This window comes from Psychrobacter sp. CoH-33_TS_01 (genome assembly GCF_058189395.1).
The window spans coordinates 136,277-158,346 of record NZ_JBVGQI010000004.1; the positions used below are offsets into that span (position 1 = coordinate 136,277).

Annotated in this window: 14 protein-coding genes and 1 tRNA gene; 6 read left to right on the forward strand and 9 right to left on the reverse strand. The window is 43.9% G+C overall.

The genetic code is table 11. The features are described from left to right. Window positions 1-192: 192 nt before the first annotated feature. On the reverse strand, window positions 193-4,743 hold the full coding sequence (locus tag ACZ2XM_RS08450) for a UvrD-helicase domain-containing protein (protein WP_490589363.1): 4,551 nt from the start codon (window positions 4,741-4,743) through the stop codon (window positions 193-195). A 148-nt stretch (window positions 4,744-4,891) separates the two neighbouring features. Continuing rightward, window positions 4,892-9,460 carry an exodeoxyribonuclease V subunit gamma gene (locus tag ACZ2XM_RS08455; RefSeq protein ID WP_490589362.1) on the reverse strand — a complete coding sequence of 1,523 codons (4,569 nt, stop codon included), beginning with the start codon at window positions 9,458-9,460 and terminating at the stop codon, window positions 4,892-4,894. Between the two features lie 519 nt (window positions 9,461-9,979). Here ACZ2XM_RS08455 and ACZ2XM_RS08460 point away from each other — a divergent pair. From ACZ2XM_RS08460 to ACZ2XM_RS08475, 4 genes are all read left to right on the forward strand, one after another. After that, on the forward strand, window positions 9,980-10,324 hold the full coding sequence (locus tag ACZ2XM_RS08460) for a hypothetical protein (RefSeq protein ID WP_490589361.1): 345 nt from the start codon (window positions 9,980-9,982) through the stop codon (window positions 10,322-10,324). A 237-nt stretch (window positions 10,325-10,561) separates the two neighbouring features. Further along, the gene (locus ACZ2XM_RS08465) at window positions 10,562-11,281 is read left to right on the forward strand and encodes a hypothetical protein (protein ID WP_490589360.1); all 720 of its coding nucleotides are present in this window, start codon (window positions 10,562-10,564) and stop codon (window positions 11,279-11,281) included. A 230-nt stretch (window positions 11,282-11,511) separates the two neighbouring features. After that, window positions 11,512-11,584: transfer RNA gene (locus tag ACZ2XM_RS08470), tRNA-Arg, on the forward strand. 277 nt (window positions 11,585-11,861) lie between these two features. Then, a complete protein-coding gene (locus tag ACZ2XM_RS08475) occupies window positions 11,862-12,173 on the forward strand; it encodes a helix-turn-helix domain-containing protein (RefSeq protein WP_490589359.1) in 312 nt (103 codons plus the stop codon). A gap of 427 nt (window positions 12,174-12,600) precedes the next feature. On the opposite strand, the gene ACZ2XM_RS08480 is transcribed toward ACZ2XM_RS08475, so the two are convergent. The 4 genes from ACZ2XM_RS08480 to ACZ2XM_RS08495 form a co-directional block, all read right to left on the reverse strand. Continuing rightward, window positions 12,601-13,125, reverse strand: a complete 525-nt coding sequence (locus ACZ2XM_RS08480) for a tetratricopeptide repeat protein (RefSeq protein ID WP_490589358.1) — start codon at window positions 13,123-13,125, stop codon at window positions 12,601-12,603. Between the two features lie 124 nt (window positions 13,126-13,249). Further along, a complete protein-coding gene (locus tag ACZ2XM_RS08485; RefSeq protein ID WP_490589357.1) occupies window positions 13,250-13,978 on the reverse strand; it encodes a hypothetical protein in 729 nt (242 codons plus the stop codon). 205 nt (window positions 13,979-14,183) lie between these two features. Beyond that, window positions 14,184-15,269 (reverse strand): YheT family hydrolase, encoded by a 1,086-nt coding sequence (locus ACZ2XM_RS08490; RefSeq protein WP_490589460.1) that lies wholly within the window; start codon window positions 15,267-15,269, stop codon window positions 14,184-14,186. A gap of 171 nt (window positions 15,270-15,440) precedes the next feature. Next, entirely contained in the window at window positions 15,441-16,757 is a 1,317-nt protein-coding gene (locus tag ACZ2XM_RS08495) for an NAD(P)/FAD-dependent oxidoreductase (protein WP_490589356.1), read from the reverse strand. A gap of 299 nt (window positions 16,758-17,056) precedes the next feature. Between ACZ2XM_RS08495 and ACZ2XM_RS08500 the strand changes: the two genes are divergently transcribed. Together ACZ2XM_RS08500 and ACZ2XM_RS08505 are read left to right on the forward strand one after the other, a co-directional pair. After that, window positions 17,057-17,539, forward strand: coding sequence for a MarR family winged helix-turn-helix transcriptional regulator (locus tag ACZ2XM_RS08500; RefSeq protein WP_490589459.1), 483 nt, complete (start codon window positions 17,057-17,059; stop codon window positions 17,537-17,539). Continuing rightward, on the forward strand, window positions 17,536-18,339 hold the full coding sequence (locus tag ACZ2XM_RS08505) for a siderophore-interacting protein (RefSeq protein ID WP_490589355.1): 804 nt from the start codon (window positions 17,536-17,538) through the stop codon (window positions 18,337-18,339). The genes ACZ2XM_RS08500 and ACZ2XM_RS08505 overlap by 4 nt, the downstream gene beginning before the upstream one ends. Before the next feature lie 26 nt (window positions 18,340-18,365). On the opposite strand, the gene ACZ2XM_RS08510 is transcribed toward ACZ2XM_RS08505, so the two are convergent. The 3 genes from ACZ2XM_RS08510 to ACZ2XM_RS08520 form a co-directional block, all read right to left on the reverse strand. Next, the gene (locus tag ACZ2XM_RS08510; RefSeq protein ID WP_490589354.1) at window positions 18,366-19,850 is read right to left on the reverse strand and encodes a PepSY-associated TM helix domain-containing protein; all 1,485 of its coding nucleotides are present in this window, start codon (window positions 19,848-19,850) and stop codon (window positions 18,366-18,368) included. A gap of 183 nt (window positions 19,851-20,033) precedes the next feature. Then, window positions 20,034-20,822, reverse strand: a complete 789-nt coding sequence (locus ACZ2XM_RS08515; protein WP_490589353.1) for a sulfite exporter TauE/SafE family protein — start codon at window positions 20,820-20,822, stop codon at window positions 20,034-20,036. Between the two features lie 458 nt (window positions 20,823-21,280). Next, the gene (locus ACZ2XM_RS08520) at window positions 21,281-21,922 is read right to left on the reverse strand and encodes a hypothetical protein (RefSeq protein ID WP_490589554.1); all 642 of its coding nucleotides are present in this window, start codon (window positions 21,920-21,922) and stop codon (window positions 21,281-21,283) included. Window positions 21,923-22,070 lie beyond the last annotated feature (148 nt).

A 22,070-nucleotide genomic window follows, 5' to 3' on the forward strand; every position in this document is an offset into this window, starting at 1 on the left:
ACTGATTTTTATAAGCATTTAATTAATAAAAGCTAAGTTAATAATGGTGGGTTTAATACTCGTTAAATAACGGATAAGCGGCAGCAGCTATATCACTGCAAAATCTGTTTAATTAGCTGGGCTAAAGCGCCAGCCTACCCTTACCTAATTAATAACCTGCATCTGTAGTAATAGAGCAAACCACTTTTGCCCCTAGCGAGAAGGCTTACCAAAGGCAGCATCCAACGCTTTAATAAAGTCGATGGGGATATCCCATTTAACGAGACCAAAGCGCTGTTGGGTTGCCATCGCAGAACCCTCCTCTTCACCGTCACTAGGCACCGCTAACGTACCGCGTAAAAAGACATACTCCACCGCACCAAGATATTTCTCTTCATTACCCACATAGTCGCTGATGCGAATTGCTAAGAAACGATGCAGCGCCACTTGGTAAATAGCGGCTTGTAGCCAATAACCAGCTTTGCTCATCGCTTCCGTTAAGGTCTGCTCATTGTATTCGCTTAGGCTATTTCCTAAATAATTACTCTTATAATCCACCACGTAATATTTGCCTACGTGCTCATAAACCAAGTCAATCTCACCACGTAGATAGCGGTATAGGTGGGGAATATTGTGCTTGGTTAGCACCACATGTTTATCGGGCTCATCAGGTAAATATTGTTGAAAGATATCATTCAACTTTTCCGCACGGAAAGTCTCTGACAGCCCCATATTAAACCCTAATTCAGCAAAGCGATGGCTGGTAGGAATAGCTCTTAAAGATTGGTTGGACGCCAATAACGGAGTCGCTAACACCTCATCTATCCATCCTATTAAGTCTTTATGGGTTGAATCATCCGGTTGGTTTTGTTGCTTATTTCTTGGCGCTACTTTATTCTCGCTACCCTTGTTTTTATTATCTATCTGACGCTGCTGCTGAGCGCTACTGGCATAACTCATCGGCAGCTGATAGTCACGAATGGCCTTATCAATGACGGCTGACCATAGCGTCTGTTCCGTAAAATCTATTTTTTCAAAGATTTCATGCAGGAAGGTACCTGCATTAGCGCCTTTGACAAAACTAAAGCGAATATCCTCCACTGGCTTCAGCCCCGCAAATTGAGCCGTATCTTGTGAGTTAACCGTATTATTCCAAGTTGGGGCAATATACAGGTCATCATCTACCCGCTCATCCATAACCGCCAAATCTTGGCTCTGCTCGCTAAGTTGGCGCGCTAAAGCCGTAAAGCTGGTCTTCGCCCAACCATAAAAGAACTTATCGGGCATCAACTGATCTAAATCAGGATATTGAATGGGCGTAACGCGCTTAGCCTCACCGTTTGGCATAGTTGCTGCTGGTGCTGATTTATCTCGGGAATTTTTTTGCAGGTCATGATAGGTAAAGACTTTACTGCCATCGAGCCAGCCCACTTGTGTTTGCAATCGTTCCGGTAAGACCAACTCCTTATCTTCACAACCAAGCCAAAAAAACGCGGGTCTACTCGTCAACCTGGTTTTCTTAGAGAGGTCTTTTAAGACGATATAAAGCTGCTCACTCGCCCGAGTAAAGGCCACATAACCCAGACGTTTACGCTCACTATAGTTTTCTATCGTTTCTATATTCGTAAAAAAATTCTCGTCATTAGGCTTGCCTTTAACCGGAGACAATTGACGCTGCCATCCTATCGCTTCTTCCGCTACATTAGTAGGCGTATTCGCGGACGGCTGTAATGCAGGGTTCTGTAACTGCTGTGCATTATATAAATATAGACCGTAATCCTCGCGCAAGCCGGCTTCAGGACTGTCGGCATCCATACCTAACACATAAACAATGGGAAACTCTAACCCTTTAGACTTATGGATAGTCATAAGTTGCACGCCAGACTCAGTCGGCAGGGGCTGCTGCGTTGCCCAATCGCCCGTAGGCGCAGTCTCCATATTTTGCTTATACCAAGACAACAGCTCATGCTCGCCCATATTCATACTGTACTGCGCCAAGATATCCAATAAATGACGCAGGTCCATAATATGGCGCTCCCCATCGGGTAATGCGGCTAAACTTTGCCAAGCGCCTTTGGGATGGATAGGACTATTGCCTAATAAATGATGCAATGCCGGTAGAATGCCCCGCTTTTGCCAACGCTCTGCCGCCTCTTTAATATGGGTAATAAAGTCTTGGTAGCGTTGTGAATTCCTGTCTTTATTAGTGACGTCACTAGACCCAGCGGCCACCGTCAAATCATTGTCTGCTGCACCGCTTTGGTCATGACTTAACATCATGGCTTTGACTTGCCGCAAGCTTAAGCCAAAAAATTGGCTCGTCAGTGCCCTATTGATAGTATCGCGGCGGTAAGAGCGCAGCATGGCTTCCATTAGCGCCACTAAATCTGCCGCCATCGTGGTCTCAAAAATGCTAACCTCGCTGGTGCTTAAGGTAGCCACTTTCAGTTTGGTGAGATAATCTTCAATTTGTTTTAGTTCTTTTTTTCTTCTACCAAGCACGCCAATATCATTGGGTCGAATCGGACGCCCATCGATAGTTTGCTGGCTCTCAAGCAAGGCGGCAATATGGTAAGCCGTCGCCTCGCTTTCGTCATAATCATTGTCATCTTTGGGCAGATGAATGACAGTGACTGGCTGCGTAGGCAATAAATCCTGCATGGTAGGCGCTAGCGATGTGTCTGCTGTCTGTTTATGATTCTCTACCTCAGTACTATTAGTAGCAGCTGCAGACTCTCCCAATAGTTGCCAAGACAGCTTGGTACTTTGATTATGGGCTTCAATATACTGATAGTGAATATTTTCGCCAAGTTCCGATAGAGAGTTGGCATTAGACCTTGAATTGCTTAGGCTATTTTCATCAGAAGGCATTAGTTCAAAGTCTGAACTGTCCTCGCTTGCTGTAGTCAGCGGTGCAGGACACCCAAACCAATGATTTAGCGCATCGATTAGGTATGCGTTGGAGCGACGGTTTAGATTTAGCGTCATAATACTATTGGGGAATTTGGCTTTCATATAGTTATAGTTGGCCACGTCGCCGCCACGGAAGCCGTAAATCGCCTGCTTAGGGTCGCCTACCAACAACAAGAAAGTGCTTATCTTTTTCTCTTTATCATTGCCCTCTAATTTTGCAATATTAGCGCCTTTGATCAGCTCTTCATGGGTCGGATTAGGATTGGTCTCGCTAGGCAGATAAATCCTTTCGATCATCTGCGCCTGCTCGCCATTGATATCCTGAGACTCATCAATCAGCGCCACAGGATAGTGATGACGAATATAGCGCGCGAGTTTATGCCCTTGTCTACCGGATAAGGCTTGGTTTAAACGGACCATCTGCAGGGTAAACGTCGTCTCGTTACGCTCTTCTAGGATACTTGCCAGCCTCTCTCTTACTTTTATGGCGATATTGCGGTTAAGGTTGGTGACGATATTGGCTAAATATAAATCCAGTTTTTCACTTTGCTCTATATACCTTTTGAATTGCTCAACAGAATCCAATTCATTAAAAGCGTTATTTGCTATTTCACCTTGTGCGTTTTTATAAAATTGCGAATAAAGAGTGTCTGTTTTGCCAAAAGCTTCTATTAATTTATTCTTATATTTATCTTTATTGATGTAAGGATACGCCGCAATACCGTATTTCTCTAAATCCCTTATTAGGTCTGCCCAACTGTGCCTATTGTTTGAGAGTTGACCTTTAACATCTCCATAGTATTCACCGCTTGGATCAAAATAAGCATGCAATTCATGACTGTTTTTTATGACGTTTGAGATTAAAGTTTCGTAGCTTTCTAATGAAAACTCACCTAAAAACACCTCATCAATAGGCGCAGAAATAAAAGTCAAAGCCTTAGACACGGCTTTGCGGTGGTTATCGATAGTGGTTATCTTGCCTTTCTCTTGTAGCAATTGATAAATCTTAGGCTGCTCATAATAAAGCTTACTTTGAAAGCGCCGCAGCTCATCATGGATGATACCGTCCGTGACCGCCTCAATATCTTCAGTGATGCCCATACCTTTGCGATAGCCGGTCTCCGCGCTATATTCTGACAGCCATTTTTGCGCCAGACTGTCCAAAGTGCCAACAAACAACTTATCCAAAGTGGTCAGTACCAAGGCGGTGCGTCGAATAGCATCAGATAGAGGGTAAGTCGTCACGTTATCCAATAAAAACCCTACCAAATGTAGATTAATAGGATCATCCACACGGTCACTCATGCCAGTCAGCTGCGCTTGCTCTTTTAGCCAATCCTCACGTGCTTTTATAAGTGCCGCTCGTTCGCTACGACTTATTTTCGGTAGTTTTTTATTTACTTTTGCGCGAGGTTCAGCGCTTTTATTAGCCGATTTATTTTGCTTACTGTCTTCCGTAGTGTCTGGCAATATCTGTAAGGCGGCAGGATACAAATTTTGCTCGTAGTCCGCATTGTCTTGTAGGTTATTTAACCATTGTAGGACTTGGAAAAAATCAAGCAGGCGCTCATGCACACGTTGGCGCATCTCTGCTGCTGCGGCTCGGGTAAAGGTCGTAGCAATGATCTGCTCAGGAGCACGCTTAGCCTCAATCAATAAGCGCAGCAAAATCCCAGTCAAGGTCCAGGTCTTACCGGTACCCGCAGAGGCTTCGATGAGATGCTCGCCTACCAATGCCACCCGTACCGCCGGTGGCAACTCATTTGGCGTAGCACTAGACGAACTTTGCTTTAGATCTGTCGGTGCAGATTGAACAGAATGATTAACGGGTTGAGAGGCAGTTTCAGTCATAGCAGTAATATCATTGTTTTAAGTTTTATGAAAAAGTAAAAATCAAGGTTAGCCCAACGCAATAGACCCTTCATAAGGAATACTCTAGGACACAAGCTAAGGGCTTTAAGACGCTTTGCTAAATGCCATTTTTTATTATTCCGTTTTATTATTCTGGTAGCGCCGCAAGGGCTTGGTACATAGGTCCATACATCGGCTCTGCCAAAGTCTTTAATGAGGCTGTTAAGGCAGAAAATATATCTTGTCCTTGCAGCACATATTGCCAAATAGCATGCTGCGCACAAGTATCGTAAACCCCGCCGGCATTAAACCCCGGTGCTAACCAATCGCTAAACTCATTACGGCGTGGGTAGTAAGGCTTAACTTCACCTGTCTTTTTATCAGGCTCAGTCGCTTTACTAAGATTATGAATATAAGTCAGCGCGTAGTCAGGCAAGAGCGTCATAGGTATTTGCCCGGTAAAGTTGGCAAAGACTGCCCATTTCACCAGCTCAATGACGGCACTTTCATAGACAATAGGCTCAAGTACAAAGGTGACTTTATCCTTAAAGTCCTTAATGGATACGCCAGACTTATTAAAGCGCCAAATGCTACGGCCATCGCCTGTGGCAACTTGCACAGATATGGTATGACGGGCTACCTGCCAATACAGGTGCGATAACCAAAAGCGCAGTAAATGATTGGGACGGGCAGAATTCGGCAAGATATTTAACCAAGTTTTGCTAGCAATGGCTTGTTCCGCAGGCACAGCCCCTTTAAAAGCAATCAGGTCAGGCAGCCAGTCTTTGATGATGGCTAGAGCGTCGCCATTAGTAGGCGCTTCTGCCGCTTCTGCCGCTACTGGCTCTTGGTTAGCGGCCTCAGACAATACTGCGAATACGCTCTGCAGGTCGACCTCAGTGATCACCTCTTGGGTGGGGGTCAGTAAGCTTACTGCAGGACTGCTATCGGAGTCAGTAGTAGCACGACTATCGATAGCAATATTAAGCTTTTGCAATTGTGCTCTAAAATCATCGCATTGGCGTTGTAGCTTGCTTAATTGATGCTTTAGCGTCGTCTGCCGTGCTACCCCTGCCGGCATCACTTTTTTATACACTAACGCTTGAATATCACTTTCTGTGGGTATGGTGCCGGCTTGATCAGTACTGGTACTATCCTCACTGTTAGCAGACTCCATCACCTGCAAATGCTTTAGCAGCTCATCATCAATTTGATAGCGAGTTAGACCATCCAATGACAAAGGCTCTTGCCGTAATAGCGAGGCTTCGGACTGAGTGATCAGCACTTGCTGTTCTCGCAAAAACTGCTTGGCAGGATGGCGTACTTGCCATAATAAGGACTGGATATCTACTTGCTCGATAGCAAAGACGTCTTGTTTGAGCGTATTAACCAACTCTGCGTCTGTCAGCTTGGTAGTATTAAACCCTAACAAGCTAGCGAAGTCTTTGAGCTCGCTAGTAGACAGTTCAGTAGTCTTGCTAGAGCGGGTCTTAGCCCCTAACAGCTTCGCCATAGCCTTATATTGAGACTCGCTAGGCAGCGTTACTGTCTGTTCGGCTGCCTCGTTATAACCCTTGCTAGCTATAACCTTAATCTTATCGTTAATGCCAGCACTTTTTTGACCAGTACGTTTATTTAACTCACTAAACACCGATTGCCATACTTGCGCCGGTGGATATTGCCGACGTTGCTCCAACTTCGTCCGCTGCATGGCGGTGTCCAACATTTTATGCCAATTTTCACTATCGCTGCTGTTACTACCACTATTGTTACTGTCTCTGCCTTTATGACTATGATTCTGCGTTATTAACTCGGTATTAGGCATAGGCTCTGCAGCGCTATACTCCCCTACCTCACTATCTACTTCAAATAAATCTCGGGCAAAAGGTAAGGCAGGATGCTGCGTGACCAGCCAGCGCTCCACCAACGTTGGTAAATAGCGCTGTACTTGCTCGGGCGTCACCGCGTCTTTGGCAGCGCTAGTCTTTCCCTCTGTCTCTAAATTATTCAGCGGTTGCCATTGCCATTTGACCTCACCTTGCAGAAATTGCAGCAGCTCGCTAACCGGATTGGCAGGCAGATGCTCATGAGTATCGGTGAGACTTTGACCGTTATAAAATATCCAACAGGCAGAGCGCGCACACAGTAGTGCATCTAAAAACGCCCCATTATCATCATCTTCGCTAAAGCGATCGCCCTGCTTTGACAGGCCTGCCTTCATTAGGTCATAGCGGTTATCCCGGTCGCGGTTGGGAAACTCAGAGATGTTCATATTGAGCATAACAACCAGACCGAAAGGCACATTGCGCAAGGCGCCAAAGCGACCAAAGGTAATTACCCCGGTAGGCTCCGCACTCACTTGCTGACTTTCGAGCTCATCCTCAATACTATCGAGCATAAAGCTCAATTTAAGCGGCAGTTTTTCGACATTGCTCAAGCGCTGCTCGAGGACATTGGCGGCATTATCAGAGGCTTCACTGCTACTGTAATGTTTATAGTGACGGTTGGCGCGCAGGCTCGATTTAAAACCGTTCATAGCCTGATAAATCGCGCGCATACTACGGGTCTGATCGACTGCCGCAAAATAAGTATGGATCACTTGTGACTCAATTTGTCCGAGCCATTCTTCTGCTTGAAAGCGCTGGTTATAATCATCACGGCGGGCTATTAAACCTTGATAAATACGGCATAAAGCTTCAATCAAAGGCGCATCATCGAGGCTAATACCCGCTAATGGCAGCGTTTTCTCAGGTAGCGACCCTTCAGGCCACTGTAGCGGATAGAGACTCGCATTCACCTCCGTCTCAGGCATGATTAGCCCTAGAGTCAACTTGTCTAGCGCATGAGCAAAGCTAAAGCGATAATCGTAATCGTACTGATCTAAACTGTGCTGCAGGTGGCGCTCGTCAAACCCACGGACGAAACCGGCTTGTATTAATAAATCACAGCCGCGGCTCATCTGCTCATGGGTGAGACCAAAGCTCTCATACAGTGGCGGCAGCATCAACCAGTCTAAAACCTCCGGCGCCTCAAAACGCGCACTCTCACTACCGAGCAAGCGATAAAACCCACTGATAGCTTCCCAAAGCTGGCGGATAGACGTATCGACGACCCCGGTCACTTTGGCGGGCAGTGTCAGCCCATCTTGACCTTTGCCATCGACAAACACCGAATTAATCAAGGCATGGTGGCGATCGACATCCGGTAATAGCACTACGATATCTGAGACATGACGCTTACTGCCATCGGGATTGCGCTCATTTAACCAGCGGCCAATCATACCGCGCAACACTTCTAACTGCCGCTGCAAACTATGGCAAGCATGAATGCTTAGGCTATTGTCTTGGTCTGAGACCGCCCATTCACGATGTTTTACAAAGCGCTTTTGCTGCAAAATCGAGTCTGAGTGCCACTCTTCGGGCTCAGCAAAATTCATTGACAGCTGCTCACCCAAGGCTTGACTGACTCGACCTGCGGTAGCCTGCTGGGTAGCGGACTCATCTAACATCAAAACATCGTTTTGCAAGCGTGCCAACAAGGTGTCATTAGGAAAATAGTCTGCCCAAGCATCGCTAGTATCAGCTGCCGAATACGCTAAGCTTTGTTGTTTATATTCTGGCTCATCTTCTTCAGTAAATCTATCCTGCCAGTCAATGACAATATCTTCATGAAACTCGTTACCCGAGAGATTGGCCAACATAGCAAAGGTCTCGCGCGACTGTTTGCCCAGCTGCGACAATAGCGCGTGCCCATATTCACGTAGAAAGACACTTTGCGGGTTGATAATTTTCTGTCGCTGTAGCCAGACTTTATCCACAATATCTGCCCAAAATAGCTTAGAGGGATTGTAGTGCAATAAAGTAATGTCGGTATAGCGAGACAGGCGCTGCAAAAAATCCAACTCATTTTGTGGCAGCTGCTGAATCGTGAAGATGCGCAGGGCTTTCGGTAGGGCTGCCCGCTCATTGGCGTGATTATCCTCTAGCGCTTGCCAAAACAAGTTTTCAATAGCGACACGATGTTGGTGCACGCCGGCAAACAAGTGATACCACAGGTGACGCTGCGCGGCTTCTAACTCGTCATAATGCGCTACCAGCCAAGGTGGCGTCTCCGTAGCATATTGATCAAAGCGCTCAGACAACTCGTCCTTTTCTTTAATCATGCCCTCAACATCGAGGCCTTCGTTTTTGGACCACTGATTAAGCCAATTGTCACGGTGGGTCAGATAGCGGTTAAATACCCGTGCTAGATCCGTAGCAAGTTGCCACAGCCGCGCCTCTTGTTGTACTTGATCACTGTCCGTCCCTAGCAACGAGGCCAATAAAGGATGTACCGGATGACTCTCATCTTCCATAATACTTTGGCGATAGTAGGTCAGATAGCCAAACAAACGCCATTGCATCACCGTGGTCGATAAGACCGCCACTTCGGGCACATTTAATAAAGCAGCGTTCGGGTTTTGTTCCGCCAACCAAGCGTTGTGCTTAGATAGCACATCTTGCATCAGTGTCCACTGATATTGACCCCAAAACTTGGTCGTCACTAAAGTGCTAATACCGGCACGACTGGCAATAGTTTTATCCAACCAATCGCCCAAGACCATCGAGGGTACGATAACCAAAAATTCTTCAAAGATAGATTGTTGTTTTGATTGGTAAGCTTTGAGCAAATGGGTGACTAGGCGCTCAGTACGGTGGGACTGGATAATGGTAAACATAGCAAACGAACCAAAAATTAAATTGAGACCAATGGGAGCAAATAAACTGGGATTGCAGGGCTTTTTATAATCTGAATTAGGGCGGGCTCTATACCAGAGTTGTTCTATTAACCCTCCAATTAGGGTCGCATGAAATCAGCTAAAATACTAGCGTCAATCCTGCTGATTGCGCTTTCTTACGACAGCCTATGTCGCCTGATATTGACATGTTTATTTAGTTTGATTGAAAACAGAGAGCGCTTGACTGAGGCTAACTATAACTGCTGACCCATATTGTAAAAAGATTGCAAAAAGGCAGCAATGATTAACGCCCTATCCCGCCTTTGTGATTAGGATTAAGGATTTCATTGACCTTAACTCATGTTATGATAGCCCGTGGATAGGCTTGCTAAAATACTGTATAGATTGGTAGCTATCCTTAATAGATTCCATGTTAATAATAATGTTGGTTATAATTTTTTCTAAGTTCTACTTTCTAAAATCACCTGCTTTATGCCCTATTTAAGGTAGTCCACTATTATGCCACTACGTCCTATCGATGCCATATTTGTCCATCAGCTGACCCGCTCTTACGTGATCTATCACGATGGTGAAATGTGGCAATTACCGCGCATGAAATTAGATTTGGCCTCTTGGCAATATCGTCAGCCCTATCGCGGCGCCTTAAAGGCGTTAACGTTATGTAGCTCACAAGCTATTGAGGACGCTGCTCTAAGCGCTAAGCTCAATACTTATGATTTGCCTAAGATACTACATGGCATCAGTGTGGAAAAGTTTGAAAGTTGGTGGCGTATGCATGGCTTTGAATGGCAACGTAACAGAAAACTGCAGGCAGATTCTGCTGAGCCTAATCTATCGAGTTAATGAGGGTATTGGGAATAGAGCTTTATGCTATCTAGTCAGCTAACTATGTTCACTAAAAAAATAAATATGCCCATAAAAATAAAATAGTAAATGAAGACACCGTTATGCCTTAAATAATTAAAAACACGTTGATAGGTGCCTAGTTATTTTAACCCACTGTTTGACTTACCTATTATCCTAGCGCTTCCTACCCTATTATGGTTTACGCTCTCTACTCACCTGCCTAAGACCCTGCTCATGCGAAGATTTAAATCTATATTGATTGGCTTGATATTATTAATCGCAACTTCATTGATGTCTCTTTTGAGCTGGATGTGGCAACGTAATAGCCATAATATCAATCCTTTACCGATACCGGCTAATGATACAGAGCTGTCATTACCTATTGATGGGGGTGACAATGAAGCAGAGGACGGCAATACTTCCATTGCAGAGACTGTGCTGCCGGCCTGTGCTGACGAGCAGATCCAGCCTGCGCTCACCGAAGCTATTATTAAATTTGAACGTCGCTATCCCAAACTAGATGTGCAAATCACTTACGTAGACTCGCCTCGTCTCTTACAGGATTGTGATATTGATAAGCAGGATATTCTGTTATTTGCGCGCCCAATCTCCGAAAAAACGCTAACTGCTTTGGAAAAAACCAATCGTAGTATTACAGCGAAGCAGAAGACTGCCTCTGAAGAAACGCCTCCTAAAGATAGTAAGACCGATCTCACTCCCTTTACCTATACACTAAAACAAGAACAACGCTTTGAAGGGGTCGTGCTGACCGATAGCAATCCTGCGCTGAACTTGCGCAATTATTTACTCTCTAGTGTTGGGCAAGATACCTTTGTCCAATTTGGTTATGACAGTATCGACGGCTATAGAAACCAAGTCGATGATTTATTTAATCCAAAAATGAAATCACTGTCGCAAAAAGAAGAGACTATCCTGCCAATCGTTGGTGAATAGTACTTTATGAATAGTTGATGATCGTGAAGCTATAATGAGGGCAAATCTATCTACTAACCCTTTATAGAATGGCTGACTAGGTTAATATATCTGTGAAAATGCCTACTTATCACTAACTATGGCATCTGCATTGCTTTCTTGACGGCTTTTTTTTACAATAGCTGAGCTTAACACGCTGGTGCATCCCGCCGCTGTTTTAGCGGTATTAATCGATATGTCCCTTCCCCTATGCGCCTATAGCTCAACAGGATAGAGCAATTGCCTCCTAAGTGATAGATCCAAGTTCGAGTCTTGGTGGGCGCACTTTTTATGTTTATTTAGATATAGCCTCGCATTACCCTAATTCTTTTAAAGCCTTTATAACCATAGTCATCGGTGATTCTTAAATACTTGCCAAACGATTTATATCGAGAGGCAGTGTGCTTATTGGGGTAAAGTAATGCTTATAATCACAATAAGGCTATATTCTCGCTTGCAAACCTCAACGACTAAAACACCTATCATTTTTATTTAATCAATCAATTATGAGTGAATAAATGCTAAAATAACAGTTATCACTTCATATATGAGTGTTTATAGTATGGATATAAGATTCGATTTTTATACGCCAAGTGAAATCGCTACTATTTTAGGTGAACGTTTAAAGACGCAACGATTAGCACTAAACCTAACACAAGCTACTTTAGCAGAGAAAGCAGCTATTGGGATTAGTACAGTTGCTCGCATTGAATCAGGTCAAGGCGGCACGCTAGATAATATGATTCGTCTTGCCATCGCACTGGGTATGATCAATCACTTTGCTGAGCTTTTTGATATCAAACCTACTAGCATTGAAGACATCATTGCTAAGCAAAACCCACGCCTGCGTGCCTCAAACAAAAGCGATGAGTAAATATATGCATCCACCGATATCAATCGTTAATATTTACTATCAAGGTTTTGGCGCAAAGCGTCTCGTCGGTCAGCTAGCAATGGACGGACGCCGTCCTGTGTTTGGCTATGATGCGGCGTGGCGCTCAACAAACCACCTAAGAATAAGCCCCCAACTTAGTATCCAGCATCAATCGAATAAACTTCTGAACCTGCTTCGGATTAGAAAGCAGGTGCATAGTCATACCTTCGTACGCTGCTTGGCTGTCAAATAGCGCGTCCATCGACGCATCTGGATACCCCCCAACATAATCTGTTCGGTACTGTTATTACTAAACTACATTCTTTCCTAAACTCAAACTAGATTTGACGGCAGGAGTCAGTCTGGGATCAGTACTTTATTCCATAGATAATCAGTGTCATTGCGTTAATAAAAGATCAATTACATATCAATAACCACGCTGATTTAATCTTTTATATTCATCACAACCTGCTTGTAAACCCTTATCACAGGTTTTTCCGTACAACTCCTTTGCTGTAGCTCTGTTCTGACGAAGACCCCCTAAACCATTTTCATAAAAAACGGCAAGTGCAGCTTGACCTCTAGCATCACCTTTATCAGCTGCTTTTTGAAACATTCTTCTTGCGAAGACAAGGTCTTGACGCACACCTTCGCCATCATAATATATCCAACCAACCTTAATTTGATAATCAACATTCCCTTGTTCCGCCCATTTTTTCATATCACTTAAAGTTTCTGGGACAGGCTGTGCAGCTCTTTGATCTTCTTTTTGCTTAGCTTGGCCCCCTAGATTATCAATCATTTGGGAGAGTTCTTCGTGGGTTAATCTCCTATTATGGTTAGAATAAGGGTTAGGCATAACAGTAGGATAGGTATAGCCACTATCGCTAGAACCAAAGATAGGACTTTGACCCAAAACATACGAGTCAGCAGCTACGCTAGTCTGTGTCATACCCACGCCTAGCACTGATAAAATAAATATTATTCTTTTCATAAATTCACTACCTATAACTTTTCACTAATCGCATGCCATTTTTCAACTTCAACTCTATTTCTTATTAAACTCAAACTAGATTTTACGGCTCCTCGCAAACCTGCTTCAAACTTTGACCAAATAAGGTTTGATTCAGCTTTTGATAGCTTTCATAAGCCTGTTCAGAGTCAACACGATACCCTTGATCAACCAGACATCTACCCAGACCAAAAGTTAGCAAATCAATTTTGGCATATTTAGCCGGATTACTAACTTTTTCATTTTGATAACGTGACATGGCATACCTATTTGTTAATGCGCGTTTTTCAACCAACTGCTGCCATTTATCCTGTACAGCAGCTTCATCTTTGAAAAAGGGAGCAATGTATTGCTTACACATCAGCGGACTCAATCTTATCGCTTGTAAGGGATCCACATAAGCAAAAATCTCTAACCGTTTTGTTTTATATTCGCTATCAATAGATTTAACCAACTGCTGTTTATAGTCTTGTGCTTGGGGCACCACATCTAGTCGCTCGACCTGACTCTTAATTTTCTGATACTCTTCAGTGAGTATTGCTAAATCAGCCATAGATATTTTGTCCAGTGCTGCAATATCCATAGGCGAATAAAAGCTCTCCAGATTGCTCCTAGTTAAGCCTCTTATAACGAAATGAGAGTTTTCGATTTGCTTAGCACTATACTTTTTATGGTCAAAATCACCTTCCATAGCGCATAAATCATCCTGCCATTTATAGACTTCGGCTTGGGCGCTATTAGTTACTGCTAGTAAGGCCATTATAGTCACAGCTAAAGCTGAATAACCTTTCATGGTTAAACTCCTTTTATCTCTTCGACGTTTCCCTTAACTAGTCCGGCGCAACTTATCATCTAATGAAAGAATTGAAATACTGAACTCCATTATGGAGCCTTTAGTAATATTATTTGCCACTCCTTCTGCACCATTCATCGCTATCTCTACTGAAGACCTCATATATAGTCAGTTCATACCACTTGCAAAAGGTGAGCATAACTCTCTAATTGTTTTTATGGGCTTGTTCTTGGCTAAGTAAAAACTCAGATATTAAGCGCGTTGACCAGGAAGTTGTTTTAAACATGCCCTCATAAAATCCACAATGACTGCCTTTTTTCGTAGTCACTACAATAATATTTGGCATCTCCTTAATAGTTTGTTTATAAGGTTCCAAGTTCTTAATATGACAAACAGGATCATCTTCTGCATTTAAAATCATTAAGGGGACTTTAATATCTTCAAACGTATAGATTGGGTTAGAGGCTTTAGCATAACTTTCATAGTCAGAAAACCCAGCCATTTTAAAATATATTTTTTCAAATTCGGCTAAAGTTTTGGCCTGAAAAATCTCCTCCCACTGGGGTATTTGTTGCCATATTTGTTGATGGGGCAAAATAAATTTCTGAATGAGTTTTTTAGTCATAACCTTACTATAAATAGGATGAACATTCTTAAACCCTATTTCAGTGTCATAACCTGGACAGAGGGCAAAAGCCGCTTTAATCGGTGTTTTTTCTGCTTCTTCTCCTAAATAACGTATTAACAGTCCGGTTCCAGCAGAAGACCCTACTGCATATAAATCAGACTTTGGGAGTTTTTCTTGGATATAAACAATCTGCTCTCTAAGGTCTTGAGGTGAGCCAAAAAGATTAATTTTAGGCACTGTCAAAGGCAGACTATCATGTCCACGACGCACACACAAAGCCACACGCCATCCTGTATAAGCATTCAAATCACGAACTATTTCTCGCATTGAATCCAGTGTGCCAGTAATAGTATGCAAAAGCACTATGGTTGGGGTATCTTCAGGCAGATCCAATCCAAACCAAGCGACTGCTGTAACACCCCCATCTGCCATAGTTAATTGTTCAATAGCATCATATTTTAAATTAACAAGTTTCTTTTTAACAATATCAAAAAATAGCAGGTGTATATGATGATTACGCAGCCAAGGAGTTGGATTATATTGTTGTTGTAATTGCTCTAGAGCTGTAACAGTATTATTAAACAACCCATCTTTTTTATAGTAAAGCGTCGGTAACTCAGGTTCTAACTTAAAAACTGACTTTACATTGGGTATATATTTCATCGTATTAAATATGCCTTTCATTTTTTTCTCCAGATATTTTGATTTATGCCAACATACTTACCCATTAGGCATTCATCAGATTAAGGACTGAACAGCTATCCTTTTTTTATATTCGCTATTTTATGCAGCAACGTTTTCTAGTATGGAAGTGATCGGATCAAAACCCAACCCTTACACCTCACCTTTGGCCGCATACTCTTCAAGAGACAATCGCACACGCGCGCCTATACTTCGCAATGGCTCAGGTGGTATCCAGCTCGGGACTGAATGATTAAGAATAAAGTCTAACTCCACACTCTCTTTATCGCAGATAAACTCTGCCAAATAATTACCCAAGTAAGTCCCTTTTGCTACGCCCACACCATTCATAGCTGCCACTACGTAGACACCAGAATCATGCTTTTTAAACACAGGCTCATGATTGAGGGTCACACATATCATGCCACCCCAAGTGTATTCAAACGGCACATGTTGTAACTGTGGAAAACGCGCTAAAAAAGATTTGCGATGTTTGGTTTTGGCCTTATCGAGTACCGCTTGATTGCTAGATAAATTTCGCTGAAAATTTAATGTATTACGAATAAAGATTCGCTTGTCAGAAGTTAAGCGTACGGTGGTTCCAGCAGGATGAGCGGACGTCAGCCCCCAAGGTTCTATGGCTTTAAATTCGCCAAGTTCGCTGTCATTAAGCGGACGGGTCATACTGGCATAGGTAAATATGGGCGTGATAGTGTTAGCAGATACCCCAAACTTTTCTGTAAAGGCATTGGTTGCTAGTACTAAGGTGTCAGCAGTGAGCTTTGCTTTCGGTGTCTGTACAATTTTTTGGTGGATATCTATTGCGCAGACCGCCGTGTTTTCTAGCAACGTGACATTGCTTGGTAGCGCACTGGCCACGGAGATAGCTAACGCTGCTGGGTTCACCAAAATATTACCTGATGTATATACAGCACGCTTGTAGTAGGACGTACCTAGTCTTTTTGCTAATGCGTCATCATGCAATACTTCGTACGGCTCCCCTATTGCCTCAAGCGTATTAACAAACGCCGTTAAGCTCGCAAAATGCTTTTCTTCATGCGCAGCTAGATACTTCCCTGCGACTTGCCAGCTGACATCAAGCCCTTGTTGTTCTTGTATACGCTGCAACCGCTCAATAGCAAAACCATTTAAATCGCGAAACTTAGTATTGACCTCTGCATTGGGGGCTGTGGGGTCTAGATTATGAGGTATATCAATAATAAACCCTGCGTTACGCCCAGACGCGCCTTGGCCAACTTGTAAAGCATCTATAAGAGCGATACGGGCTTCTGGGCGCAACTCAGCCAAACGACCCGCAGTCGCTAACCCTGAGAACCCTGCACCAATAATAATCACATCAAAATGCTCATCCTGCGTAGCTTGCTGTACTGGCATAGGCCGTTTAAAAGGCACGGACTCAAACCAGCCAAGCTGTCCATCTTGGGTCGGCAGGTTTTTTATTTTTTGCATTTAAGGCTCCGTCTTAGCATCAGCAGTCGGTTATTTGGTAGTTGAGTAGCTTGGTATTAAGGATTTGTTTATATGGATTTTTTCGAAACGTTATTTTATAGCATTCGTGTCAAGATATCAGGGCTATGGTGAAAGTGATCAATGAAAGCCCTGCCAATAACATACGTTAGCAGAACCTATTGATTGTTAAATGCAACGCTTAAATTTGTATATTTAGTTGATTATATCAACTAATTTAAGTAAAGTTGACTTTATCAACCAATTAATTGCTAAAGTAATGTTGCCTAGGGTCTATCGTGATGACAAAAAAACCGTTAAACAACGTATTACATCAACTGATGCACGCTTACAAACAGCTATTAGCTGAAGAAATTCATAGGCACCAGATTGACTTACCCGTCACTCACATCAGAATTCTAAAAGGTGTTCAATATCAAGCACAAACTTCAGCTCAGTGTACTGCCAACGCGATTGCTGAGTTTATGCAGCGTGACAAAGCGCAGATTACTCGTGCTCTAAATACACTAATTGATAGCAACTTAATCGTGAAGTTGGCTAACCCACTCGATGGTCGTAGCCAACTGCTCAGACTGACCGCAGAGGGCGCGCAGATTGTGTCACAAATCCAAGCTATTGATGATCATGTCCTTGCTAGACTCACGCAAGATTTAGACGCTGATTCCTTAGATGTATTTTTAAAAGTCAGCCGGACTATGATAGCGAACGCCTCAAAACTATCCACTAAAGATAATGCCATTAGCAATGAAGGAAATGCTTTATGAAAAAACCTAACCCACGAACTTTAGATGTCGTTGCTACCCGTTATATCACGCCTAATATGTGCCGAATCACGCTTGGTGGTGCGGGCTTGATGGGTTTTCCAGATGATCAAGACAGCGCTTATATTAAGCTCTTATTTCCATCCGACAACGAGGATACTCAAAAGCTTGATAGCGTTCAGCATCCTGAAAATACTCAAAAATCTGAGCGTGTCAGCAAACCTTTGATGCGCACTTATACGGTTAGCGTCCAGCGCGACAATGAGATTGATGTGGACTTTGCCATGCATAATGCCAAGGGACCAGCCTCTATGTGGGCACAACACGCCAAAGTAGGCGATCAAATCCTTATCAGTGGTCCTGGTCCTAAAAAACTTATTAATGAAGATGCCGACTGGTTTTTGCTAGTCGGTGATATGACAGCCCTGCCTGCTATCAGTGTTAATCTGGCGCAGCTACCTGCTGATGCTCGTGGCTATGCGGTGCTTGAAATCACTGATGAAGTGGACCGCCAAGTGTTAAAGAAACCCGAAAATGTTGAGATTTATTGGGTGATTAACGCCAGTCCAAATACGGATAGCAGCCCTTTATTAGACCACGTACAGCAGCTAGAGTGGCTGCAAGGTCAGCCTGCTGTTTGGGCAGCTTGTGAGTTTCATAGTATGCGTGCCCTACGCCACTACTTTAAAGTGGAGCGTCTTGTCCCTAAGACGCATCTATATATCTCAAGTTATTGGAAAATTGATAGCAACGAGGATCAACACAAGATTATTAAGCGTGAGGATGCTCAAGAGGCAGATTAAATAGCTAAAGAAATAGATAACTGCTCTTATTTCAATAACTTCTCAAAAATAGCAAACCGTGAAATGATCAGTATATCCAATAAAGCGATGCTGATTATGGCGATGATTGCGGTGGGAAAGATAACAGCAACCACCAGTAATACCATCATAAACCACACGGGTATAGACCTCTTGATGCCGCGTGCTGGTGGGTTAAGGCCTGCGACTTCTTCAGCACTGGGTCGACGTTGCCACCACATCAGATAACCACTGATGCAAATGGCAATAACGGCTAGGCAAAACAGTACGTTGGCCACCACACTCCATAACCCAAGCGTGCCCATATGTATGGCGATACCGGCTGCCATAAATTTGCCAAAGGCATTGTAATCATCAAAACGAATATCTGCCAAAACCTTACCCGAGTAGCGGTCAATATGTACGGTTCGGTCAGCGGTTGGACTATTCATATCGTAGCTCATAGAGTCTTGACTGAGCGTCCACACGCCTGTGTCGTCTTGCGGGACATTCATACTATAACGGCCTGTAAACCCTATCTCACGGGCGTACTGATTTACCGTATCTACATTGATAGGTATATTGGCTGAGATGCCCTCTTTACCTTTAGTTGTGCCCGACATAGGCATTGGGGTTAGCTCAAGCACCCAAGGCACTTCTTTGGTTTTACCACTGTTCAAGGCGCTGCCATGGGTGGGTCCACTATGAGCACCATGTACATGAGGTTTCGCCGCGCTCATATCCATAGCCGCATGTGGGTGCTTGGGGTCAACGGACATAGGCATGGGCGCCACACCCCATTTGCCCGCAGGAAACTGACTCCATGCCTGCACCACTTTTTCGCCCCAAATCCCTGCCCATGCCATTCCTGAGATACAGAAAAATAACAGCAGAATAGATATCCAGCTGCCTAGTGTGGCGTGAATAGTGCGAAAAAATGACCTTTTCTGCTTGAGGCTGGTACCATTATCAGGGACTAGCATGGCTTTGACAGACCTGCGTTTTTTCCACCATAAATACCAACCTGTCAAAATCATCAGGATAGTCAAAGAAGCGGTGGTTTCTTGAATATAATCACCCACTTTCCCCAGCAGTAAGTCTGCGTGTATATTATTGAAAGTATGATATAAATTACTGTCCGTCGGTATGCTTTGCACAATGTCAGCGGTGTATGGATTAACCGCCACCATGTTGTTTTGACTGTCTGATTGCACCTGAAACAAGGCCACTGTATCTGTGTCGCGAGGCGCAATATATTTCACCAGCGTGCTCTCAGGAAGCGTGGCTAGCGCAGCTTTGGCTTGAGTAGACACGGGAGCTTGTACCGTGGACTGCGGGGTGATGGTCAAACGATCATTTTCGCGGCCCGTCGTATTAGCCATCAGCAACATACCCAGGGCGCTACAGGCAAGAATAATCAGAAAAGGTGCTATAAAAATACCTGAATAAAAATGCCAACGCCATACGGTAAAGTAATGCTGACGGTTCTGTAGTTTTTGCTTGCTTGCACTCATCAATAAATCCTCTATAGTTATTAATCATACCGCCCTGTTCTTAAATCGACAGTCATCAGCTGGCGTACTAAAAATATTGCGTTCTGCAACCTGCCACGCTATTGAAACGATATTAAGAACAGAAGCTTTGAAGTTGTTGGAAGCTTTTAAGTTATTGAATACTACCTAGCTAAGAGGTGTCTTTTATTGCTCATGGTGCATTTGTTCGTGGTTCATTGACTCATGATTCATCTGTTCATGACTCATTGGCTCGTGATTCATTGATTCGTGGCTCATATTTCCATGATCCATATCTCCATGCATATTGGCCATGACCATAGGCACAGCGACGACGGCGAGTCCAGATATCATCATAATTGCGCCATTTAATTGGCGTAGACGCAGCCGACTAATGTGATGCCGTATCCAATTGACGGTTTCGTGAGTAGCCACCAGCATGGGTACAGTGCCAAGCCCGAAAGCAAACATTAAAACAGCACCCGTTAGTGGCTGATGACCGACTACGGCGATTAGTAACGCACCGTATACCAGCCCACAGGGTAAAAAGCCCCATAGCAATCCTGCTGCTAAGGCTTTGGGCACGGTATCTAAAGGAAATACTTTTTTACGTAGCGGCGCTAAGGTTTGCCAAAAGCGCATACCAAGACGCTCCAGCTTGTTTAAAAAAGGCAGACCAAGCATAGTCAGCCCCACAAAAACCAACACTAACCCAAGCAAGATGCGCGGCGTACTATTCCCCACCATCAATGGCTGCAATACGGTGGTGCCGATCAAACCGGCAATTAACCCTAATAGCGCATAACTGAGTAAGCGACCTAGATGATAGGTGGCAATAAGACCACGCTTTTTCGCTGGGCTGATGTCTTTCATAGATAGTCCAAACGCGGCGACAATCCCCCCACACATCCCCAAACAATGCGGTGACCCAAAAAAACCCATTAACAAGGCTGCAATTAACAATGCCATAGTCATAAAAATGACTCCTAAAACATAGCGTGAATAAGATCAGACCTTCAGTTTTCTGTACCACAGTGCAATCCGAGCAATTTATCTGCCCAGATTAGGGTGTGTCCTCAATTGAATCATGAGGCTAAAAGTGAGATAGATTTTTGTCAGTCCATGGAATTTTTGCAGAGAATATGAGCATATTTTCTAGAAATTTTCGCAGAGTGACGAAAATATAGCCAGTTTTAGTCCATTACACGCTAGTGTTGTTAATTGAGGACACGCCCTAGGTACTTACTGAATATTTTCTGACATAAATAGAGCGCACTGTCAGCACAATATTTTAGGCAAGCGTAGCCACACCAACATAATAATCAGAGCAGAAAACCAGCTCATCGATTAATAGCATGTCGGCCATACTTGATAAATATTGGGCTATAACTGTGCAGGGTGATGAGCAATGGATGGCTATCAACCCTAACTGCTTATGTGAGGATGGCGGTTGGAGGGGCGCGGACGAGGGGTCGTAAAAAGCTACTAGAATAGTAGCTATTGGTGTAGGGTGAAAAAAGGGCTAATGGGGCAGATAACTCAATCCATTCTGCTTCAGGAGGTGCAAAAAATTCTGGCACCATAACTGCAGACATGGAGAGACAAAGGTCACAGCTGATATGTTGTAGCGAATCTGGATCAGTATTACCAACATCGTGCCCGCTATGCGCTACTTCTGAGGAAGATTTTGCATCGACGACGACTATGGGCTGAACGGTTGGAGGCAGTGCTAGAGCGGCAGGTATTATAGAGTTAGTTGCTAGAGAGCTATTACCTAGAGAATCAGCTGCTAGAGAACGGGGGGCTTTATGATGATGTAAATGGTGATCTGCCGCATCATTCGCTAGATTGTCGTGGCTGTGGGTAATGTCAGCGGCTATCTGCTCATGCTGTTGCGCTACTGCTACGATGGGCGCCAGCTGAATACACACCCCATGACCTAAAGTGGCATTCTCATCCCACAGTGGAGTTAACAAAGGGACAATATGCATGATCCAAGCAAAAAATGCGAGCAGCATGCCGAAGCGCATCGTCACCGAGGATGGGAGAACAATTTTGTGACGCTTAGTAGGCATAATAAGGTCATCGTATTACCACCTGTTTGACATGGTAATTTTTATGGATAGAGGCTCTATCGGTGACGCATTATAGAAAGGCTATCTAACAAAACACAGGGGATTATTAGGGATGCCATTTTATTACAATGGCGAAGGTCTTCACAAG

Excerpts from the sequence above, each read along its gene's own strand:
- ACZ2XM_RS08450 (WP_490589363.1), bottom strand. The coding sequence starts at position 4,743 with ATGACTGAAACTGCCTCTCAACCCGTTAATCATTCTGTTCAATCTGCA.
- ACZ2XM_RS08455 (WP_490589362.1), bottom strand. The coding sequence starts at position 9,460 with ATGTTTACCATTATCCAGTCCCACCGTACTGAGCGCCTAGTCACCCAT.
- ACZ2XM_RS08460 (WP_490589361.1), top strand. The coding sequence starts at position 9,980 with ATGCCACTACGTCCTATCGATGCCATATTTGTCCATCAGCTGACCCGC.
- ACZ2XM_RS08465 (WP_490589360.1), top strand. The coding sequence starts at position 10,562 with ATGCGAAGATTTAAATCTATATTGATTGGCTTGATATTATTAATCGCA.
- ACZ2XM_RS08475 (WP_490589359.1), top strand. The coding sequence starts at position 11,862 with ATGGATATAAGATTCGATTTTTATACGCCAAGTGAAATCGCTACTATT.
- ACZ2XM_RS08480 (WP_490589358.1), bottom strand. The coding sequence starts at position 13,125 with ATGACACAGACTAGCGTAGCTGCTGACTCGTATGTTTTGGGTCAAAGT.
- ACZ2XM_RS08485 (WP_490589357.1), bottom strand. The coding sequence starts at position 13,978 with ATGAAAGGTTATTCAGCTTTAGCTGTGACTATAATGGCCTTACTAGCA.
- ACZ2XM_RS08490 (WP_490589460.1), bottom strand. The coding sequence starts at position 15,269 with ATGAAATATATACCCAATGTAAAGTCAGTTTTTAAGTTAGAACCTGAG.
- ACZ2XM_RS08495 (WP_490589356.1), bottom strand. The coding sequence starts at position 16,757 with ATGCAAAAAATAAAAAACCTGCCGACCCAAGATGGACAGCTTGGCTGG.
- ACZ2XM_RS08500 (WP_490589459.1), top strand. The coding sequence starts at position 17,057 with ATGACAAAAAAACCGTTAAACAACGTATTACATCAACTGATGCACGCT.
- ACZ2XM_RS08505 (WP_490589355.1), top strand. The coding sequence starts at position 17,536 with ATGAAAAAACCTAACCCACGAACTTTAGATGTCGTTGCTACCCGTTAT.
- ACZ2XM_RS08510 (WP_490589354.1), bottom strand. The coding sequence starts at position 19,850 with ATGAGTGCAAGCAAGCAAAAACTACAGAACCGTCAGCATTACTTTACC.
- ACZ2XM_RS08515 (WP_490589353.1), bottom strand. The coding sequence starts at position 20,822 with ATGACTATGGCATTGTTAATTGCAGCCTTGTTAATGGGTTTTTTTGGG.
- ACZ2XM_RS08520 (WP_490589554.1), bottom strand. The coding sequence starts at position 21,922 with ATGCCTACTAAGCGTCACAAAATTGTTCTCCCATCCTCGGTGACGATG.